At 43.9% G+C, this 14,913-nt stretch carries 10 protein-coding genes and 2 pseudogenes; 1 reads left to right on the top strand and 11 read right to left on the bottom strand.

Annotation, left to right across the window (positions count from 1 at the left end; genetic code table 11):
• Nucleotides 1-12: 12 nt before the first annotated feature.
• The 7 genes and pseudogenes from HF992_RS07650 to celB all read right to left on the bottom strand — a co-directional run.
• Nucleotides 13-1,926 carry an ABC-F family ATP-binding cassette domain-containing protein gene (locus tag HF992_RS07650; protein ID WP_168549457.1) on the bottom strand — a complete coding sequence of 638 codons (1,914 nt, stop codon included), beginning with the start codon at nt 1,924-1,926 and terminating at the stop codon, nt 13-15.
• 42 nt (nt 1,927-1,968) lie between these two features.
• On the bottom strand, nt 1,969-3,015 hold the full coding sequence (locus HF992_RS07655) for an MmcQ/YjbR family DNA-binding protein (RefSeq protein ID WP_168549458.1): 1,047 nt from the start codon (nt 3,013-3,015) through the stop codon (nt 1,969-1,971).
• A gap of 2 nt (nt 3,016-3,017) precedes the next feature.
• Nucleotides 3,018-4,010 carry an aspartate--ammonia ligase gene (gene asnA / locus HF992_RS07660; RefSeq protein ID WP_168549459.1) on the bottom strand — a complete coding sequence of 331 codons (993 nt, stop codon included), beginning with the start codon at nt 4,008-4,010 and terminating at the stop codon, nt 3,018-3,020.
• A gap of 127 nt (nt 4,011-4,137) precedes the next feature.
• A complete protein-coding gene (locus HF992_RS07665; RefSeq protein ID WP_168549460.1) occupies nt 4,138-4,494 on the bottom strand; it encodes a hypothetical protein in 357 nt (118 codons plus the stop codon).
• A 237-nt stretch (nt 4,495-4,731) separates the two neighbouring features.
• Complete coding sequence (locus HF992_RS07670) at nt 4,732-5,511, bottom strand: alpha/beta hydrolase-fold protein (RefSeq protein ID WP_168549461.1); 780 nt, start codon at nt 5,509-5,511, stop codon at nt 4,732-4,734.
• Between the two features lie 204 nt (nt 5,512-5,715).
• Entirely contained in the window at nt 5,716-7,380 is a 1,665-nt protein-coding gene (locus tag HF992_RS07675; protein ID WP_168549462.1) for a ribonuclease J, read from the bottom strand.
• A 378-nt stretch (nt 7,381-7,758) separates the two neighbouring features.
• Nucleotides 7,759-8,859: pseudogene (gene celB, locus HF992_RS07680) on the bottom strand (PTS cellobiose transporter subunit IIC); the annotation flags it as partial.
• 174 nt (nt 8,860-9,033) lie between these two features.
• On the opposite strand from celB, the pseudogene HF992_RS07685 reads away from it, so the two are divergent.
• Nucleotides 9,034-10,236, top strand: a pseudogene (locus HF992_RS07685) (IS110 family RNA-guided transposase).
• 209 nt (nt 10,237-10,445) lie between these two features.
• Here the strand turns inward: HF992_RS07685 and HF992_RS07690 are convergent.
• The 4 genes from HF992_RS07690 to HF992_RS07705 all read right to left on the bottom strand — a co-directional run bounded on the left by HF992_RS07690 (nt 10,446) and on the right by HF992_RS07705 (nt 14,893).
• Nucleotides 10,446-11,330, bottom strand: a complete 885-nt coding sequence (locus HF992_RS07690) for an aldose 1-epimerase family protein (protein WP_168549475.1) — start codon at nt 11,328-11,330, stop codon at nt 10,446-10,448.
• 63 nt (nt 11,331-11,393) lie between these two features.
• Nucleotides 11,394-12,800 carry a 6-phospho-beta-galactosidase gene (gene lacG / locus HF992_RS07695; RefSeq protein ID WP_168549476.1) on the bottom strand — a complete coding sequence of 469 codons (1,407 nt, stop codon included), beginning with the start codon at nt 12,798-12,800 and terminating at the stop codon, nt 11,394-11,396.
• Nucleotides 12,801-12,875: 75 nt separating this feature from the next.
• Nucleotides 12,876-14,576 (bottom strand): lactose-specific PTS transporter subunit EIIC, encoded by a 1,701-nt coding sequence (locus tag HF992_RS07700; protein WP_168549463.1) that lies wholly within the window; start codon nt 14,574-14,576, stop codon nt 12,876-12,878.
• Nucleotides 14,576-14,893: a PTS lactose/cellobiose transporter subunit IIA gene (locus HF992_RS07705; RefSeq protein WP_168549464.1), complete on the bottom strand. Its 318-nt coding sequence runs from the start codon at nt 14,891-14,893 to the stop codon at nt 14,576-14,578. Before HF992_RS07705 ends, HF992_RS07700 begins: the two co-directional genes overlap by 1 nt.
• Between the last annotated feature and the right edge of the window lie 20 nt (nt 14,894-14,913).

A 14,913-nucleotide genomic window follows, 5' to 3' on the forward strand; every position in this document is an offset into this window, starting at 1 on the left:
ACACTCTTTCATCTACTCCCCCAGTTCCTCACTCAAGTTTTCCCACTCCTCCATGAGTAGCATCTGCTGCTCGTCTAAACTTTCCAGCTCTTTTTGGAGGTCGGTCAGTTGGCCGAGGTCGTTGGTGGTCAGCATGGCTTGGTTAATCTCTGCTTGGCGGTTTTCTAGGGTTTCTAGCTGGTTTTCAATCTCGTCGATCCGGCGGGCTAATTTGCGGCGTTCTTTTTGGTCTGCCTTTTGGGACTGGTAATCGCTAGCGCCAGCTGATGGGGTGTCAGTTGGGCTAGCTGCTGTCAGCTGAGCAGCTTGGTGTCTAGCTTCCTGCTCTGCCTTTTTCTCCACATAATAATCATAATCGCCCAGATAGAGGGTCGAGCCGTCTGCTGAAATGTCAAGGATTTTGGTGGCGACACGGTTGATAAAGTAGCGGTCGTGGCTGACAAAGAGCAGGGTGCCGTCAAAGTCAATCAGGGCGTTCTCCAGGACTTCCTTGCTATCGATGTCCAAGTGGTTGGTCGGCTCGTCCAGCACCAGGAAGTTATTATCCTCCATAGATAGCTTGGCGAGGAGCAAGCGCGCTTTTTCACCGCCAGACAGCATGGCAACAGACTTTTTGACATCATCGCCAGAAAAGAGGAAGGCCCCCAGACGGTTGCGAATCTCCACCTCCGGCGTGGTCGGAAAGGCATTCCAGAGCTCATCTATGACCGTATTGCTCTTGGTCAGGGCTGATTGGGTCTGATCGTAATAGCCGATCTCAACATTGGCGCCAAGAACAGCTTCTCCAGCAACAAAAGGGAGTTGCCCGACCATAGACTTGATCAGAGTGGTCTTGCCAATGCCATTTGGACCAACGATAGCAATAGCGTCATATTTTCGGACGTCTAGGGAAATGGGCTGAGCTAAGACCTCATTGCCATAGCCTATGGCGACTTGATCAAGGGTCAGGACCACATTGCCAGAAGATTTCTCTGACCTGAAGGTCATGTTGGCAGATTTTTGCCCAGCTTGGGGCTTGTCCAAGCGTTCCATCTTTTCCAGTTGCTTGCGTCTAGACTGGGCCCGCTTGGTGGTCGAGGCACGGACGATGTTGCGGTTGATAAAATCTTCCAGCTTGGCAATTTCCTTGGCCTGCTTCTCGTAGTTTTTAGCCTCGGTCTCTAGTTTTTGAGCCTTGAGTGCTATAAACTGGGAATAATTTCCAACATAACGGTCAAGAGAATGCGGAGTCAAATCCAGCGTGATAGTGGCAACCTTGTCTAAGAAATAGCGGTCGTGACTGACGATGATAAGCGCCCCTTGATAGTTCTTTAGGTAATTTTCTAACCAAGCGATAGTCTCAATATCCAAGTGGTTGGTCGGCTCGTCCAAAATCAAGAGTTCTGGTTTTTCTAACAGCATTTTGGCCAGAGCAAGTCTGGTATTCTGACCACCAGACAGCTCCGCAATAGGGGTTTCCCACATGCTCTCGTCAAATTTAAAACCGTTAAGGATCGCACGGAGGTCAGCCTCGTAGGTAAAACCACCACGACTACGGAAGTCCTCCGACAGCTGGTCATAGTCGACCATCAAGCGGTCAAAAGCAGCACCTGTCAGCTCTGCCATTTGCCCCTCCATAGCCCGCAAACGGCTCTCGGTCTGTCTCAGGTCGTCAAACACCGCCAGCATCTCGGCATAGATGGTCTTATCCGACGAAAAGCGACTATCTTGTGCCAGATAAGAGAGGGAAAGATCCTTCTTCTTGCTGATGTCACCAGAAGTCGGAGCTTCTTCTCCCACCAAAATCTTAAGTAGAGTGGACTTGCCAGCACCATTTCTGCCAACCAAGGCAATGCGGTCACGCTCATCAACCTGAAGGGAAATATTATCAAAAAGGGTATCGCCCGCAAAAGAGCGTTCAATCTTATTGGCTGAGAAAATAATCATGGCTCTATTATAGCAAAAAAACAGGGAAAAATCCCTGCTTATTTACAGTTTATCCGCTTTTAAAGCCTTGACGAGACCTGGCGTCATTCGTCTGGTACTACGGATTGCTTTGATGCCATGTTCTTGCAAGAAGGTAATAGGAAACTGGTTGTCTGAAAAGGTCGCGAAACATTCTAGCACCATCTCCTGTCTCTCCGCACGGAGCTCAACTACCCGGCAAGCATAGCGCAAGCAGCGATAAGGCGCTGTCAAGTAGATGTAGACCTTATGTCCAACACCGATTCCCTTTTTCTGGGGCCAGGACACAAAACGGTTTGCTGAAAATTCCTGGTCAATATCATATAACTTAGGATTGGCAGGAATCAGCCAGTAGCCATCCGCTACCTCTGTTTGCCCCTTGCCTTGGGCAACCAACTGACGACTATCAGCCACCAAGGCAAACAGTTCCTCATCTGGTACCTCATCGTTCAAGACCACCGTCACCCAGTGAGTCTTGTTCATGTGGTAGCTAGGATAAATGCCAGGCTTAGCCAGTAAGCGTTCCTTATCTTCTGGATGGATTTTGAGATTGAGCACTTCAACAGTTGCGTCCAACTGGTCCTTCGAATAGGTTTCCGGTCCCAAGTCCAATTTCCCGAAGGGCATGGCCATGGCAAGCGCATACCATTTCTGATTGGCTGGGTGACGAAAGGTGAAAATCCCCTTAAATCGCCCAAATTCCTCTGGCGAATCATTATAGCTTGCAGATAGGTGAGCCTCTAAGCGCTGTCCTTGAGGAGAGTGAAGGGCGTTTTCCTGGCAACAAGCCCCTGCAATCCGCTCTAAAAGTTCCTGATAAGCTTCACGAACCTGCCCAACAAAAGCTCCCACCTGGTTGGTCCGAAATGCAGTATATTCTTCGTCTAGATCTGTATCAATCAATTGACCAGATAACTGTCCTTGCTCTGTTATTTGTATGTGCGCCTCAAACTGGCCCTCTAAGATACGTTCTCGGTAGCAATACTGTGTTGATCTTTTTTCAAAACCAAAGGCTAATAACTGAGCCTTGTCAAAGGTTTTAGCTTGAAAAATCTGTTCTTCTAAAACCATCTCTATAAAATATTATCAAACTCTTGACGCACAGCAGTCGGCCAAACACTGGATTGGACTTCACCGATATGTTTTTTACGAAGTAAGAACATAGCTAGACGAGATTGGCCGATACCACCTCCGATGGATAGAGGAAATTCTCCCTTTAAGAGCGATTGATGCCAGTCAAAGTTCAACCGTTCGATATCACCTGTCAGTAAACATTGATGGCGCAAAGCGTCCTGATCAACTCGAATGCCCATAGAAGATAATTCAAAGGCGGTTCCAAGTTCTTCGTTCCAAACCAAAATATCCCCATTTAAGCCTTTGTAACCTGCTTCAGACGGCGTCGTCCAGTCATCGTAGTCAGGCGCTCGGCCATCATGAGGTTTACCATCTGCTAACTCTCCTCCAATCCCAATCAAAAAGACAGCACCATGCTCTTTAGCAATAGCATTTTCCCGTTCCTTGCTGGTCAAGTCCGGATAGCGCGTCACTAAATCTTCTGTATGGACAAACGTAATCTGCTTGGGAAGGACCGACTCGATGTCATAGCGAGCTTCAACGGCTAACTCCGTTAAGCGAATAGCCTTGTAAATCTGTTCTACGGTTTCTTTGAGGTAAGCCAAATTTCTTCGCCCTGTTGGAATGACCTTTTCCCAGTCCCACTGATCCACATAGACCGAATGCGTCGGATCTAGTGAATCTTCATCAGGTCGAAGAGCCTTCATGTGAACAAAGAGACCTTCCCCTTCATTGAATCCGAATCGTGCCAATGTATGGCGTTTCCACTTGGCCAAAGAGTGCACAACCTCATAAACCGCGTCAGGAATCAGTTTGACATGGACGGTCACAGCATTTTCTACCCCAGATAGATTATCCTGCATACCATCGCCAACTCGGCTAAGAATCGGTCCCTGCACCTCAACGATATCCAACTTATCAATCAAGTACTGGGTAAAGGTATTTTTAACAAATGAAATTTCTTCTTGCTGATCAATAAAACTTTTTTTCATAGGTAGCCTTTCAAAAATAGATAGACCTATTGTACCACTTTTCAAAAAAAAAGAAAGATGAAACCAGCTGATGAGGCTCATTTCATCATTTTTCTTACTTAAATGCCCCTAAAATCCCTAATCCTTTTTAAAGCTGTTGCCAAACTTTCGCTTTGTAAATCAACCAAACAACAATAGCCAACAGGGCAAGCAAAAAAACAAACCTGATCAAGCGCGATAACCATCGCCAGAGGATTATAAGGATCAGGCTAGCTACCAACCAGGCCCAAGAGGAAGTCTTTAAGAAGGTTTCAAAGGCTAAAAAACTGTTGTTAGTCAAGCTTTTTAACCAATCTGGTGCATAGAGTGCATATTTTTCGGCAATCCCTGAAGTCTCTAAAAGATTTGAAACGGTAACTCTCAGCCAGATAAAGAGGCTACTGTTGAGCAAGAGCAACAGTAGCTGCTGTGGATAAAGATGCGCTAAATAACGTAAGGTTTTCATGAGGTATCTCCTTAAGCGATTAGTTGGGGTAACATAGGTGTGGCTACACTGCTTTCCTCATCAAGGTTAAACGTAGCCCTACAATCACAGCTTACATCTTAAACCACCAATCTCAAAAAAATCTTAAAATCTCTATCCACGAATCATCTCCTGAATACGGCACCTGGCTTGTTCAAGGAAGCAAGGGGTTACCGTAAGCCTCATCAGCGAACAACCTAGGAATGAAAGCTCTTCAGCTTAAGATAGCCGTTCTTCCTTGACATAGTTAATCGGAAGACGCTCCAAGAACACATTCAATTGCTGTTCCCAGTAATACCATTCATGGCGACCCGGCGAAGTCCGATAATCAATCTCTAAGCCCAATGCCCGTAAATCCTTGACCGCCTTTTGATTGGTCTCAAAGAGAAAATCCTGCTCACCACACCAAGCATATAACTGGGTCTTTCGGTCAAAATGTTTAGCTGCAACCAGAAGGTTATTATCACTGGCTTCAAAGATGTCATCCTGACCAAAAATCCCTCTCCAGTAGGCCATTTCTTTCTCGCTCTCTCCCCGTAGACTAACGTCAAATCCTAAAGCACCTGAAAATGAACCCGCATAAGCAAAGCGATTGGTCAAAAAAGCCAATTTAAACGCACCATAACCTCCCATAGACAAACCTGCAATAAAGGTCTTCTCACGTTTTTGCGTCATCTGAGGAAAGAAACGTTTCAAAATCTGAGGCAACTCTTCAGCAATGGCATCGTAGTAATTTACCCCATATGTGGTATTGGTATAGAAACCATTTTCCGTATTAGGCATCACAACAATCAAGTTGGTTTTTCGAACCAGCCGTTCCAAGTTAGTCCGAGACCGCCACGACTGGTGGTTCCCTCCCATACCATGCAAGAGATAGAGCACTGGGATGTCGGTATCTGCCTCCCCTACCTCAAGATAATCCCTATCTGGGTAAATCACACTGACCTGACGATACTGTCCCAGCACTTTAGACGAATACTCTATTTCAAAAACAGCCACAACTCTTTCCTCCTTCAAAACTATGGATAAACGGAGAACCTGTATCCTAAAGTAACACGTCAAACAGAAGAATAGAAAGCACGGCTTCTATGAAGGCCTTTCTAAACGCCACCTCAACCCTCTAAGCTTAGGCTGATCTCAGAAAAAGCCCTCAATCTCTTCAACATTCGTTGCTACTTTTATGAATCCAGGTCCTTTTAATCGCTAGCGAACTTCCATCAATACAGGCAGTACGGCTGGCCTACGCTTGGTCTGATCAAAGAGGTATTTACTCAGTTCATCACGAACCAAGTTTTTCAACTCTGCCCATTCAAACTGATCTTTGGTCAAGTAATCTTCCACGGAACGGTTGGCCAATTCAGCCGCCTCACTCAAAATATCCTTGCTTTTTTTCACGTAGACAAAGCCTCGTGTGTGTACTTTGGCCTTTGCAATGAGTTTCTTCTGCTTACGGTTAACGGTCATTGCTACAATAAAAATCCCGTCCTCAGACAGAATCTTACGATCCCGGAGAACAACATCGCCCAAATCCCCAATAGCCTGGCCATCCAGTAAGATATCTCCCGTCGGTACTGATCCGCTGTGCAAGAAGTCGCCCGCCTCATACACCATGACATCCCCACGTTTCATGATGAGAATATTTTCAGGCAAAATGCCCACTTCTTGCGCTGCATCTGCATGGGCAGCCAATTGGCGGTACTCGCCTTGGATCGGGAAGAGGAATTTCGGTTTCAGAATATTGATCATCATTTGTAGATCACGGAAATTGGCATGACCTGATACGCGCAAATTGTTAGTGATAGATTTGACCTCACCACCTGCCTTATAGATTAGGTTTTCTACCCGGGCAACAAAGGCTTCCTTGGCTACTGTCGGTGTCGTTGCAATAAAGACCGTATCTCCATCTTTTATGCTGATATAACGATGACGGCCAACAGCCATCTTGCGGAGTCCTTCCAAAGGCTCACCGATGCGCCCAGTCTCTAAAATCACTAGCTCATAATCCGCAAAGCGACTGAGATCTTTGGGTTTAATAATCAGACGCTCGTTTGAAATCTTAAGTTTGTTAAGTTTCATCGCTGTGCGCACAATGTTTTCCACATCATGCCCCGTCAAAAGCACCCGTCTGCCAGTCACATCAGCGGCATCAAAAATCTGCTGAATTCGTGACAGATTGCTGGCAACCGCCGCAACAATCACACGTCCCTGGCAATCACCGATGACATTGATCACCTCATCTGCCACTTCGCGCTCGCTAGCAATCTGAATTTTACTGTCAGCATTGGCAGAATCACTGAGAAGGGCTAAAACACCTTCACGGCCAATTTCAGCCAGACGTGCCAAATCCGTCTGATAATCTTCAGTCGCTGCCTGATCAAACTTAAAATCTCCGGTGTAAACAATATTACCAGCTGGTGTTTTAAAGACCAGACCCAGACTTTCTGCAATCGAGTGGGTAGTCCTAAAGAAGGATACCTCTGTCACTCCAAAATCAATCTCCGTCTCTGCATTGATGACATGAAAGTCATTAAAGGACTTGGTCGGGGCATAATCTTTGACCACTAACTTAGCCAATTCAATCGTTAACTCCGAACCAAAGACAGGCACCTTGACTTTGGCCAACAAATAAGGTAAGGCTCCAATCGCATCCGCATGCCCGTGGGTCAGAAAGACCCCTGCCACTCGGTCCTTATTTTCTTGGAGATAGTCCATATTGGGAATAACCAAATCTACCCCAAGCTGATCGTTTTCAGGGTACTTGAGCCCCGCATCCATAACGAAAATTGTCTCTTCAATCTCTGCCAAATAAAGGTTCTTGCCATTCTCGCGAACCCCACCCAGCGCCATAATTTTAATCTGTTGCTGCATTGTTTCTCCTTTTTCATCCTTAACTGTCTGAAAAAGCTAGGGCTAGTGCTTGCTTTAGCCTTTCTTCCTCTTAACTCTATCAGACCTGTCCTTGTTTTTTTATCACGGTCCTCGGTCGCCAACGGTTTGACCAAGTCGCTAACAGTCTAATCCCTTCAAACGCAAGATGAAAACCAACTGAAACGGCCTAGTCTAGACATTTCCTAGAGCTGTTGTTTCTCAGTATTCTTCATTCAATCGCCGAGGGACGCTGGCAAGCTCTCCTTGCCTATCTCTACTATTATACCTTATTTTTGGGCTAAAAACAAAAATGGAGAGTTGTCAAAAAAATCTCAGAAAAAACTAGCCCACATAGGACTAGTTTTGGTGAATGGTCGTTTAAATAGACACAGAATCAGTAATCGTTCCTTGTTCTTCCGCATACAATTTTTTATCGTAAGCACGAATGAATGGGTAATAGACAAAGAAGGCTGCTAGCGCACAGATGATGGCTACTGGGACAGCTTTAATATCTGCTGTTCCTAAGAATGCTCCAATACCAACTGGTGTTGGCCACGGCACTTGGGCAATAACCGGACGAATCAAGCCCATCGCATTGACAAAGTAATAAATTGTCGCAGATGTCATTGGCGCTAAGATAAATGGAATAGCCAGCGCTGGGTTATAAATGATTGGAATACCAAAGATCAACGGTTCGTTGATGTTAAAGATACCTGGTACCAATGAGGCTTTACCAATAGCACTCAACTGCTCAGACTTAGCACGTGTTGCTAGCCAAATACAAAGCCCTAGAGTTGCCCCTGAACCACCAGCAATGACAAACATGTTAGACCACTCACCAGCAACTGCAAAATTGGCCCCCGCAGCGTTTTCAGCCATATTTGCTAAAGCAATTGGGTTAACAAAGGCAAAGACGATATTAGCACCGTGAATACCAACTACCCAGAGCAACTGCGTCAACAGGTAAATGATCATGATACCGATCCATGAATTAGTCAACCCTGATACAAAACTAAATGGAATAGCAATTACTTTGAAAATGTCTGTTCCCATAGCGATGAGGACACCATTGAGAATCAAAACAAAGAAAGCTGTTACGAAACTTGGAATCAAAGCTGTAAAACCACGAGAAACTCCTTCTGGAACGGCTTCTGGCATCTTGATAACCCAGTTGTTTTTCACACAAAGACGGTAGAGCAATACCGCTACAACTGCCATGATAATCGCCGTAAAGATCCCAGTCGTCCCAAAACGTGACACACCGTTCCCCATTGCCCAACCATCAACAACAACCGCGCCTTCTTCTAAGTTTTGAATGGCCTTCATCACACCACCATCAAAAATCAACTGAGGCACTGCCATGATAAAGGCAAATAGCGACAGCAAGGCACCGTTAATCGGTGTCAAATTCAATCCTTCTTCATCGGCATAGATTTTAGTTAACTCGTAACCCAAAGCCAAACAGAAGTAAAGCGACAAACATACTAAGATTAGTAGTGAAGAAATCTCCGACGGGAGAAAGTACTCACTGCTTTTCCTTTGTGATAACGTAGAGGTGGCTTGTAAAGTCGTAGGGCTCTATGGCGCTTGACGTCGCGTATGGAAAATGAAATCACTAAAACAAGGAATCATTCAAGACAAAGAGGTAATATCATGCGTGCAGTATTTGGAATTGATGTGAGTAAGGCAATTCAGAGGTGGCTATTGTGGTCAATGGTGAGAAGGTTCATGGCTACACCATGCCTAATGATTCTATAGGATTCCATCGGCTACTTGGTGACTTGAAAACCTTCCACAAGCTAGAGATTGTCTTCGAGGCGACTGGCGTTTATTCTCGTCGTCTTCAAGCTTTTCTCGAGGACAATGGCTATGCTTATACACGACTCAATCCCTTAGAAGCCAAGAAACAACTGGACAGCTTGCGTGTCCGTAAAACAGATAAAATCGATGCTGAAAAACTGGCGCAGTCCCAGTTTATCCTCAATCGCAAAACAACCTACGTTCAGGAGGAAGTCTATCAAAATTTGCGTGATCTCAGCCGTTTCTATCAACATCTGACTGAGGATATCGTGTGCGCTAAAAATCGTTTGCACAAGGTTTTACAGGTTACTTTTCCAGAATTGGAAAATTTCTTGTCTGCCTCAACTGGGGAACAGTACTGGAACTTGGTGATTGCTTTCCCATCTAAAGAATTTGTATTACATTTAACTCAAAGTCAATTGAATAATAGTATTCGTCAATCTACGACCAAACGCATTTCTGACAAGCGAGCTACCTATCTGGCTGACAAACTCAAAGAACTGGCTAAACAAAGCTATTGTGCGGTCAAGAAAACCTCTCCAATACTTGAAGAGGTCCGTTACTATGCAAAAGAACTGCTTAGACTATCTGACCGTCGGAAAGCTGTTTTAGATGACAGGGTCAAACTGGCTCAGTCATTACCAGAATACGAGATTCTCCTCTCCATACCTGGTATCGCAGAAACGACAGCTACAGCTATCATTGGCGAATTGGGAGACATTCGCCGGTTTCGATCTGCCAATCAAATCAATGCTTTTATCGGCATTGACTTGGGGCACTATGAGTCTGGGAACTTCCTTGCCAAGGAACGTATCACCAAAAGAGGCAATCCTTATGCCAGAAAAGATTCTCTTCAAGTGTATTCACAACATCGCTTCTGCCAGCCACACCAAGCCTTGCCATATCGCTGATTTTTACGAGAAACGAAAAAGACAATCGCAAACAGCTTCAACGAAACCGCACACGATTGCCGCCATACATCGCCTCATCAGGACAATGTATTACCTTATGACGCATAACAAGCTTTACGACTACACTTTAGCCAAAAGTCAGTAAAGTCATCTATGCTCTATCATTGTAGCACCTTGTTTCAAAAAATGCTAGATAAGGGGCTCCTTTTGTATGCACTTTTTAAACCAAACTTTGAACCAAAATAAAATAATTTCCTTGTTTTGCCTACTGGGCTCAAATTTTTTTCGTCAAATACCTTGATAGACTTGACAAATGGTAGAAAAAGCCAATAAAAATTAGAACGATTCTTACCTTTATAAGATAATGATGTCAAACTCTTTACTACTCGTTTGACTCGGTTCAACTATTTCTAGCTGGCGTTTTTGGTGGAAGTGATCACCTTCCTCAAGAGACGTCGACAGACCACTCCAGGGTTCAAGGGCAATAAATGGACCTTTATTGGTTGCTGACCAAATGATAAGATTTGAAAAATCAGCAAAATCCACTCTCAGACCCTTATGACTTTTTCTAGATTTGAGGCCGACACTACGAGAAATCAGTTGGTCTAGCGTAATCGCATCATGACTAAATAAATCGTAATCTAAATCTAAAATCTTTTGTCCATTCAAAAATGGTGTACGATCGTTTACATCCAACAAACCAGTTTCTGGAAAGCTCCGTGGAACGGTACAGGTTTCATCAGTCTCGAACTCAAGGTAGTAATCTTCATAAGATTCCCCCTCCAGTAGAGGACAATTGAAACCAGGATGACCACCGATAAAATAAGGCAATTCCTTCTCTGTTTCATGATTGATTACCTGATAAGTTATCCTAATCGTTTTTCCAATTAAGGTATAAGTAATCTTCAATTCAAACCGATAAGGGTATTGTGCCAACATCTCATCAGTTGCTTGAATAGCAAATGTTACCTGATTCTCCTTTTGTTCTACCAATTCAAAGGCACACTTTCGAACGAGACCATGACGTGGCATAAAACCAACTTCATTATCGCTGTAGATGGCTCTGTCATTTCGTAAACTACCACAAATCGGGAACAGCACAGGTGCCTGCCCACTCCAATAAGTGGCATCTCCCTGCCAAAGGTATTCGATACCGTCTTTATCTTTGATTGACGAAAGAGCTCCGCCCAAAGTTGAAAATTCAACCGTCAGCTCATCATTTTTTAATTGAATAACCATCATCTATCCTCCACGCAGAAGAGGGAGAGGCTTTAAGTAAGACCCTCCCGTCAAAAATATCCCTTATGAAATCGTTAACGTTTCAGCTACTTCTTTGTACCAATAAGCCGATTTCTTAGGGTATCTTTCTTGAGTTTCAAAATCAACATAGAACAAACCATACCGTTTTTCGTAGCCGTTTGACCATGAAAAAACATCCATCAGAGACCAGATAAAGTAGCCTTTGACATTTGCACCGTCAGCAATCGCATCAGAAATCACTTCTAGGTGTTTCTTGACATAGTCAATCCGACCATCATCATAAACAGTGCCATCTACAAATTCATCCTTATATCCCAGACCATTTTCTGTAATATAGATTTTTTTATAGTTGGGATAATCTGCTTTGACACGCATGATTTGATCATACAACCCTTGTGGGTAAATAATCCAATCCCAGTCAGTTTTTGGAATATTGCCAGGTGCCTCACGACGTCCTACCCCCTTAATTTGGTATTTAGAACTGCCTTTTTCTCCCTTGCCATTATGAATGATTTCCGTCTCACCATCGAAAGCACGCATCCAATCACTCATATAATAGTTAATTCCCAAGAAATCATTAAGATCTTTGGCTGCTTCTAAGGCTGCAAAATCATCCTCACGGAGATCTAATTCACCGCCGTTAATCGCTAAAATATGATTAACTCCAGCCATGGTTGCTTCAGAATAATGACCCAAATAGGTGGCATCAAGGATAAATTTATTATGGATAATATCCTCTAATTCCGCTGCACGAACGTCTTCTGGTTTTTCAGGATCATAGGGGTATTTAGTCGGCAGGGCATGAACCACTCCAATTTCACCAGTATAACCCTTATCTTTATAGAGTTTAACCGCACGAGCATGTGATACCATCATGTTATGGTGAGATTGGAAGACCTTAGCTAAATCGTACTGGATTCCAGGAGGGAACTTTCCGACCAAGTACTGTCCGTCGCCAATCGGACCAATTTCATTGAATGTTGTCCAGTAATTAACTTCTGGGAATTCTTCAAAGCAAAAGGCTGCATAATTCACAAAGTGGTCAATATTATCACGGTTCAAGAAGTCACCATTTGAATGTAGTGCTTCCGGGGTATCAAAATGGTGCAGTGTGACAAATGGCTCCACCCCGCGTTTATGACATTCCGCAAAAAGATTGTGATAGTATGCAACACCTTTGGGATTGATCTCGCCAAATCCAGTTGGAAAAATGCGTGACCAAGCAATCGAAATCCGAATGCCATTAACACCAAATTTCTCTGCTAACTTCAAATCAACTGGATAACGGTTATAAAAATCGCTAGCTGGCTCTGCAGTGTACCAGTAATTTTCTTCCAAGTATTTATCCCAGGCAACTGGTCCCTTACCGTCTGTTTTTGTTGCCCCTTCTGCTTGATAAGCAGCTGTCGCTCCACCGAAAATAAAGTCTTTTGGCAATGTTTTTGTCATCATATTCCTCTTCTAAAACTAGTTCTTCTAAGCAAATAGAAGGCTGAGTTCCCCCAACCTTCCATGTTTTCTTATTTAATTTTCAAATTGTTGCTTAACAAATTCAAGTGAACCTTGACCATCACGAGTTAAACCAATGTATTGAGCACCTTCAGTCTTAGCCAATTTAATACCAAGTTTATCCGTTTCAATTTTGATATCTTCATAGTTAGAGGCAACCTGAGGAGCAAGAATAACCAATTGGTATTGTGGCAAGATTTCACGGTGAGCACCGTAGCTGCCAGCAGCTGCAGTTACTGGAACACCATATTCTTTAGCTGCTTTATTCAAGGCATTAGCCAGGAGACCACTGGTGCCACCACCTGCACAAAGGACGAGGACATTGGTTTGCTCAGTGATTGCTGTTTCAGATGTTTTTTCTGTCACACCAGCTTTTTCAAGAATGGCATCCGCTTTAGCTGTATTAAAGTTCGCCGCAACTTTTTCTTTCAAGCTATCATTGCTGGTACCAGCCGCTTCCTCTGCTAAAATTTGGTCATCATACACTTTCAAGAACGGATAGTAGATAGCAACATCAACAACAATAAGCAACGCTGCAAGAACAAACGACAGGGCTGCAAACTGTGTTCCCATGATAATACCCAGCGGTCCTGGAGTTGTCCAAGGAAGGTTCACAGAGAAACTGTTCATGCCTAAGGTATCAACGAAGAACTTGAAGATCCAAACGTTTACAATTGGTGTCAAGATAAATGGCACAAAGAAAATTGGGTTAAGAACAAGAGGTGCACCAAACAAAATGGGTTCGTTAACACCGAAGAACGTCGGAACAACTGAGGCGCGTCCAATGGCCTGATTTCGTTTGGATTTTGTCAACCACATGAACATGAATGGGACTACCAAGGTTGCACCTGTACCACCCATGGTCACGATAAACATTTGTGTCCCTGAAGTCAACACTTTGTCGGCATGCTGACCTGCTTGGAGCAATTGCAAGTTGGTTTCAATGTTAGCATAGGTAATGGCTGCAATCGCTGGTTCAACAATTGATGGACCATGGATACCAACAAACCAGAAGAGAGCATAAGCACCAAAGATAATGGTAATACCAAGGTAACCATCTGCTGCTGTAAAGAGCGGGGCAAGTAGCGTACCAATAACTTCAGCAACGCTGGTTCCAATGGTATTGCGGGCAAGCAAATCTAAACCATAGAGCGCAAAGATTGAAAAAGAGAATGGGAACAAGTCTTTAAAGACCTGAGAGATGTTCGGTGGAACCTCTGCAGGCATGCGAATGGTGACATTGTTTTTCACACAGACCTTATAGATGTTAACGGTGATAAAAGCCGCCAGAAAGGCAGAAAGCAAACCCTTCGTACCCAAAAAGCCATTAGCAAAACCACCCTCGATAGAATCAGAAGCTAGCAACAAAAAGCCTGTAATTGATGCCAACATGGTAGACATGTAGTTAATCTGATTGGTACTTTCCAAATCACGGTTAACAGAATCTGTCAATGATTTCGCTGTTGTTCCAGCAACCAGCAAAGCAACAACACCCATCGTATAGCCATAAGGTTTCATCAGCATGCTGACAACATCATCGCTCCATGTAAAACCGAAAATGTTTGGAACAAAAGCGATCAACAGGAAAATACTAGAGAAAAGAATAACTGGCATGCTGGCGATAAAGCCATCACGAATAGCACGGAGATAAATGTTCCGTGAAATTTTCTCAAATAACGGTTTTTGTTTTTCTAACGCGTTAATCAAAGCATTCATTAGCGATTACTCCTTCTGTAAAGTTCAATCATATGTTTCATCATATCTTTTAACAACAGGGTTGTCATCAAGTGATCTTGACCATGCATCAAGGTCACACTAAATGCCAAATCTTCCCCAAGTGCCTCTTTTTGAAGCAAGCTTGTTTGAGCCTTGTGTGCATTTGTGATGCATTCACCAGCTGCTTCAACAAGTGACTCAGCTTTGTCATAATCACCCGCTTGTGCAGCCGACAAGGCTTCCAGGAGACGTGAGCGGGCATCGCCTGCATAAGCAACGATTTCAAACCCGAGTAGGGTAATTTCTTCTCTATTCATCAGAGAATTCCTCCTAAATA

It is taken from the genome of Streptococcus ovuberis, from assembly GCF_012396585.1.
Classification (GTDB): domain Bacteria; phylum Bacillota; class Bacilli; order Lactobacillales; family Streptococcaceae; genus Streptococcus; species Streptococcus ovuberis.

Excerpts from the sequence above, each read along its gene's own strand:
- HF992_RS07650 (WP_168549457.1), bottom strand. The coding sequence starts at position 1,926 with ATGATTATTTTCTCAGCCAATAAGATTGAACGCTCTTTTGCGGGCGAT.
- HF992_RS07655 (WP_168549458.1), bottom strand. The coding sequence starts at position 3,015 with ATGGTTTTAGAAGAACAGATTTTTCAAGCTAAAACCTTTGACAAGGCT.
- asnA (WP_168549459.1), bottom strand. The coding sequence starts at position 4,010 with ATGAAAAAAAGTTTTATTGATCAGCAAGAAGAAATTTCATTTGTTAAA.
- HF992_RS07665 (WP_168549460.1), bottom strand. The coding sequence starts at position 4,494 with ATGAAAACCTTACGTTATTTAGCGCATCTTTATCCACAGCAGCTACTG.
- HF992_RS07675 (WP_168549462.1), bottom strand. The coding sequence starts at position 7,380 with ATGCAGCAACAGATTAAAATTATGGCGCTGGGTGGGGTTCGCGAGAAT.
- HF992_RS07690 (WP_168549475.1), bottom strand. The coding sequence starts at position 11,330 with ATGGTTATTCAATTAAAAAATGATGAGCTGACGGTTGAATTTTCAACT.
- lacG (WP_168549476.1), bottom strand. The coding sequence starts at position 12,800 with ATGACAAAAACATTGCCAAAAGACTTTATTTTCGGTGGAGCGACAGCT.
- HF992_RS07700 (WP_168549463.1), bottom strand. The coding sequence starts at position 14,576 with ATGAATGCTTTGATTAACGCGTTAGAAAAACAAAAACCGTTATTTGAG.
- HF992_RS07705 (WP_168549464.1), bottom strand. The coding sequence starts at position 14,893 with ATGAATAGAGAAGAAATTACCCTACTCGGGTTTGAAATCGTTGCTTAT.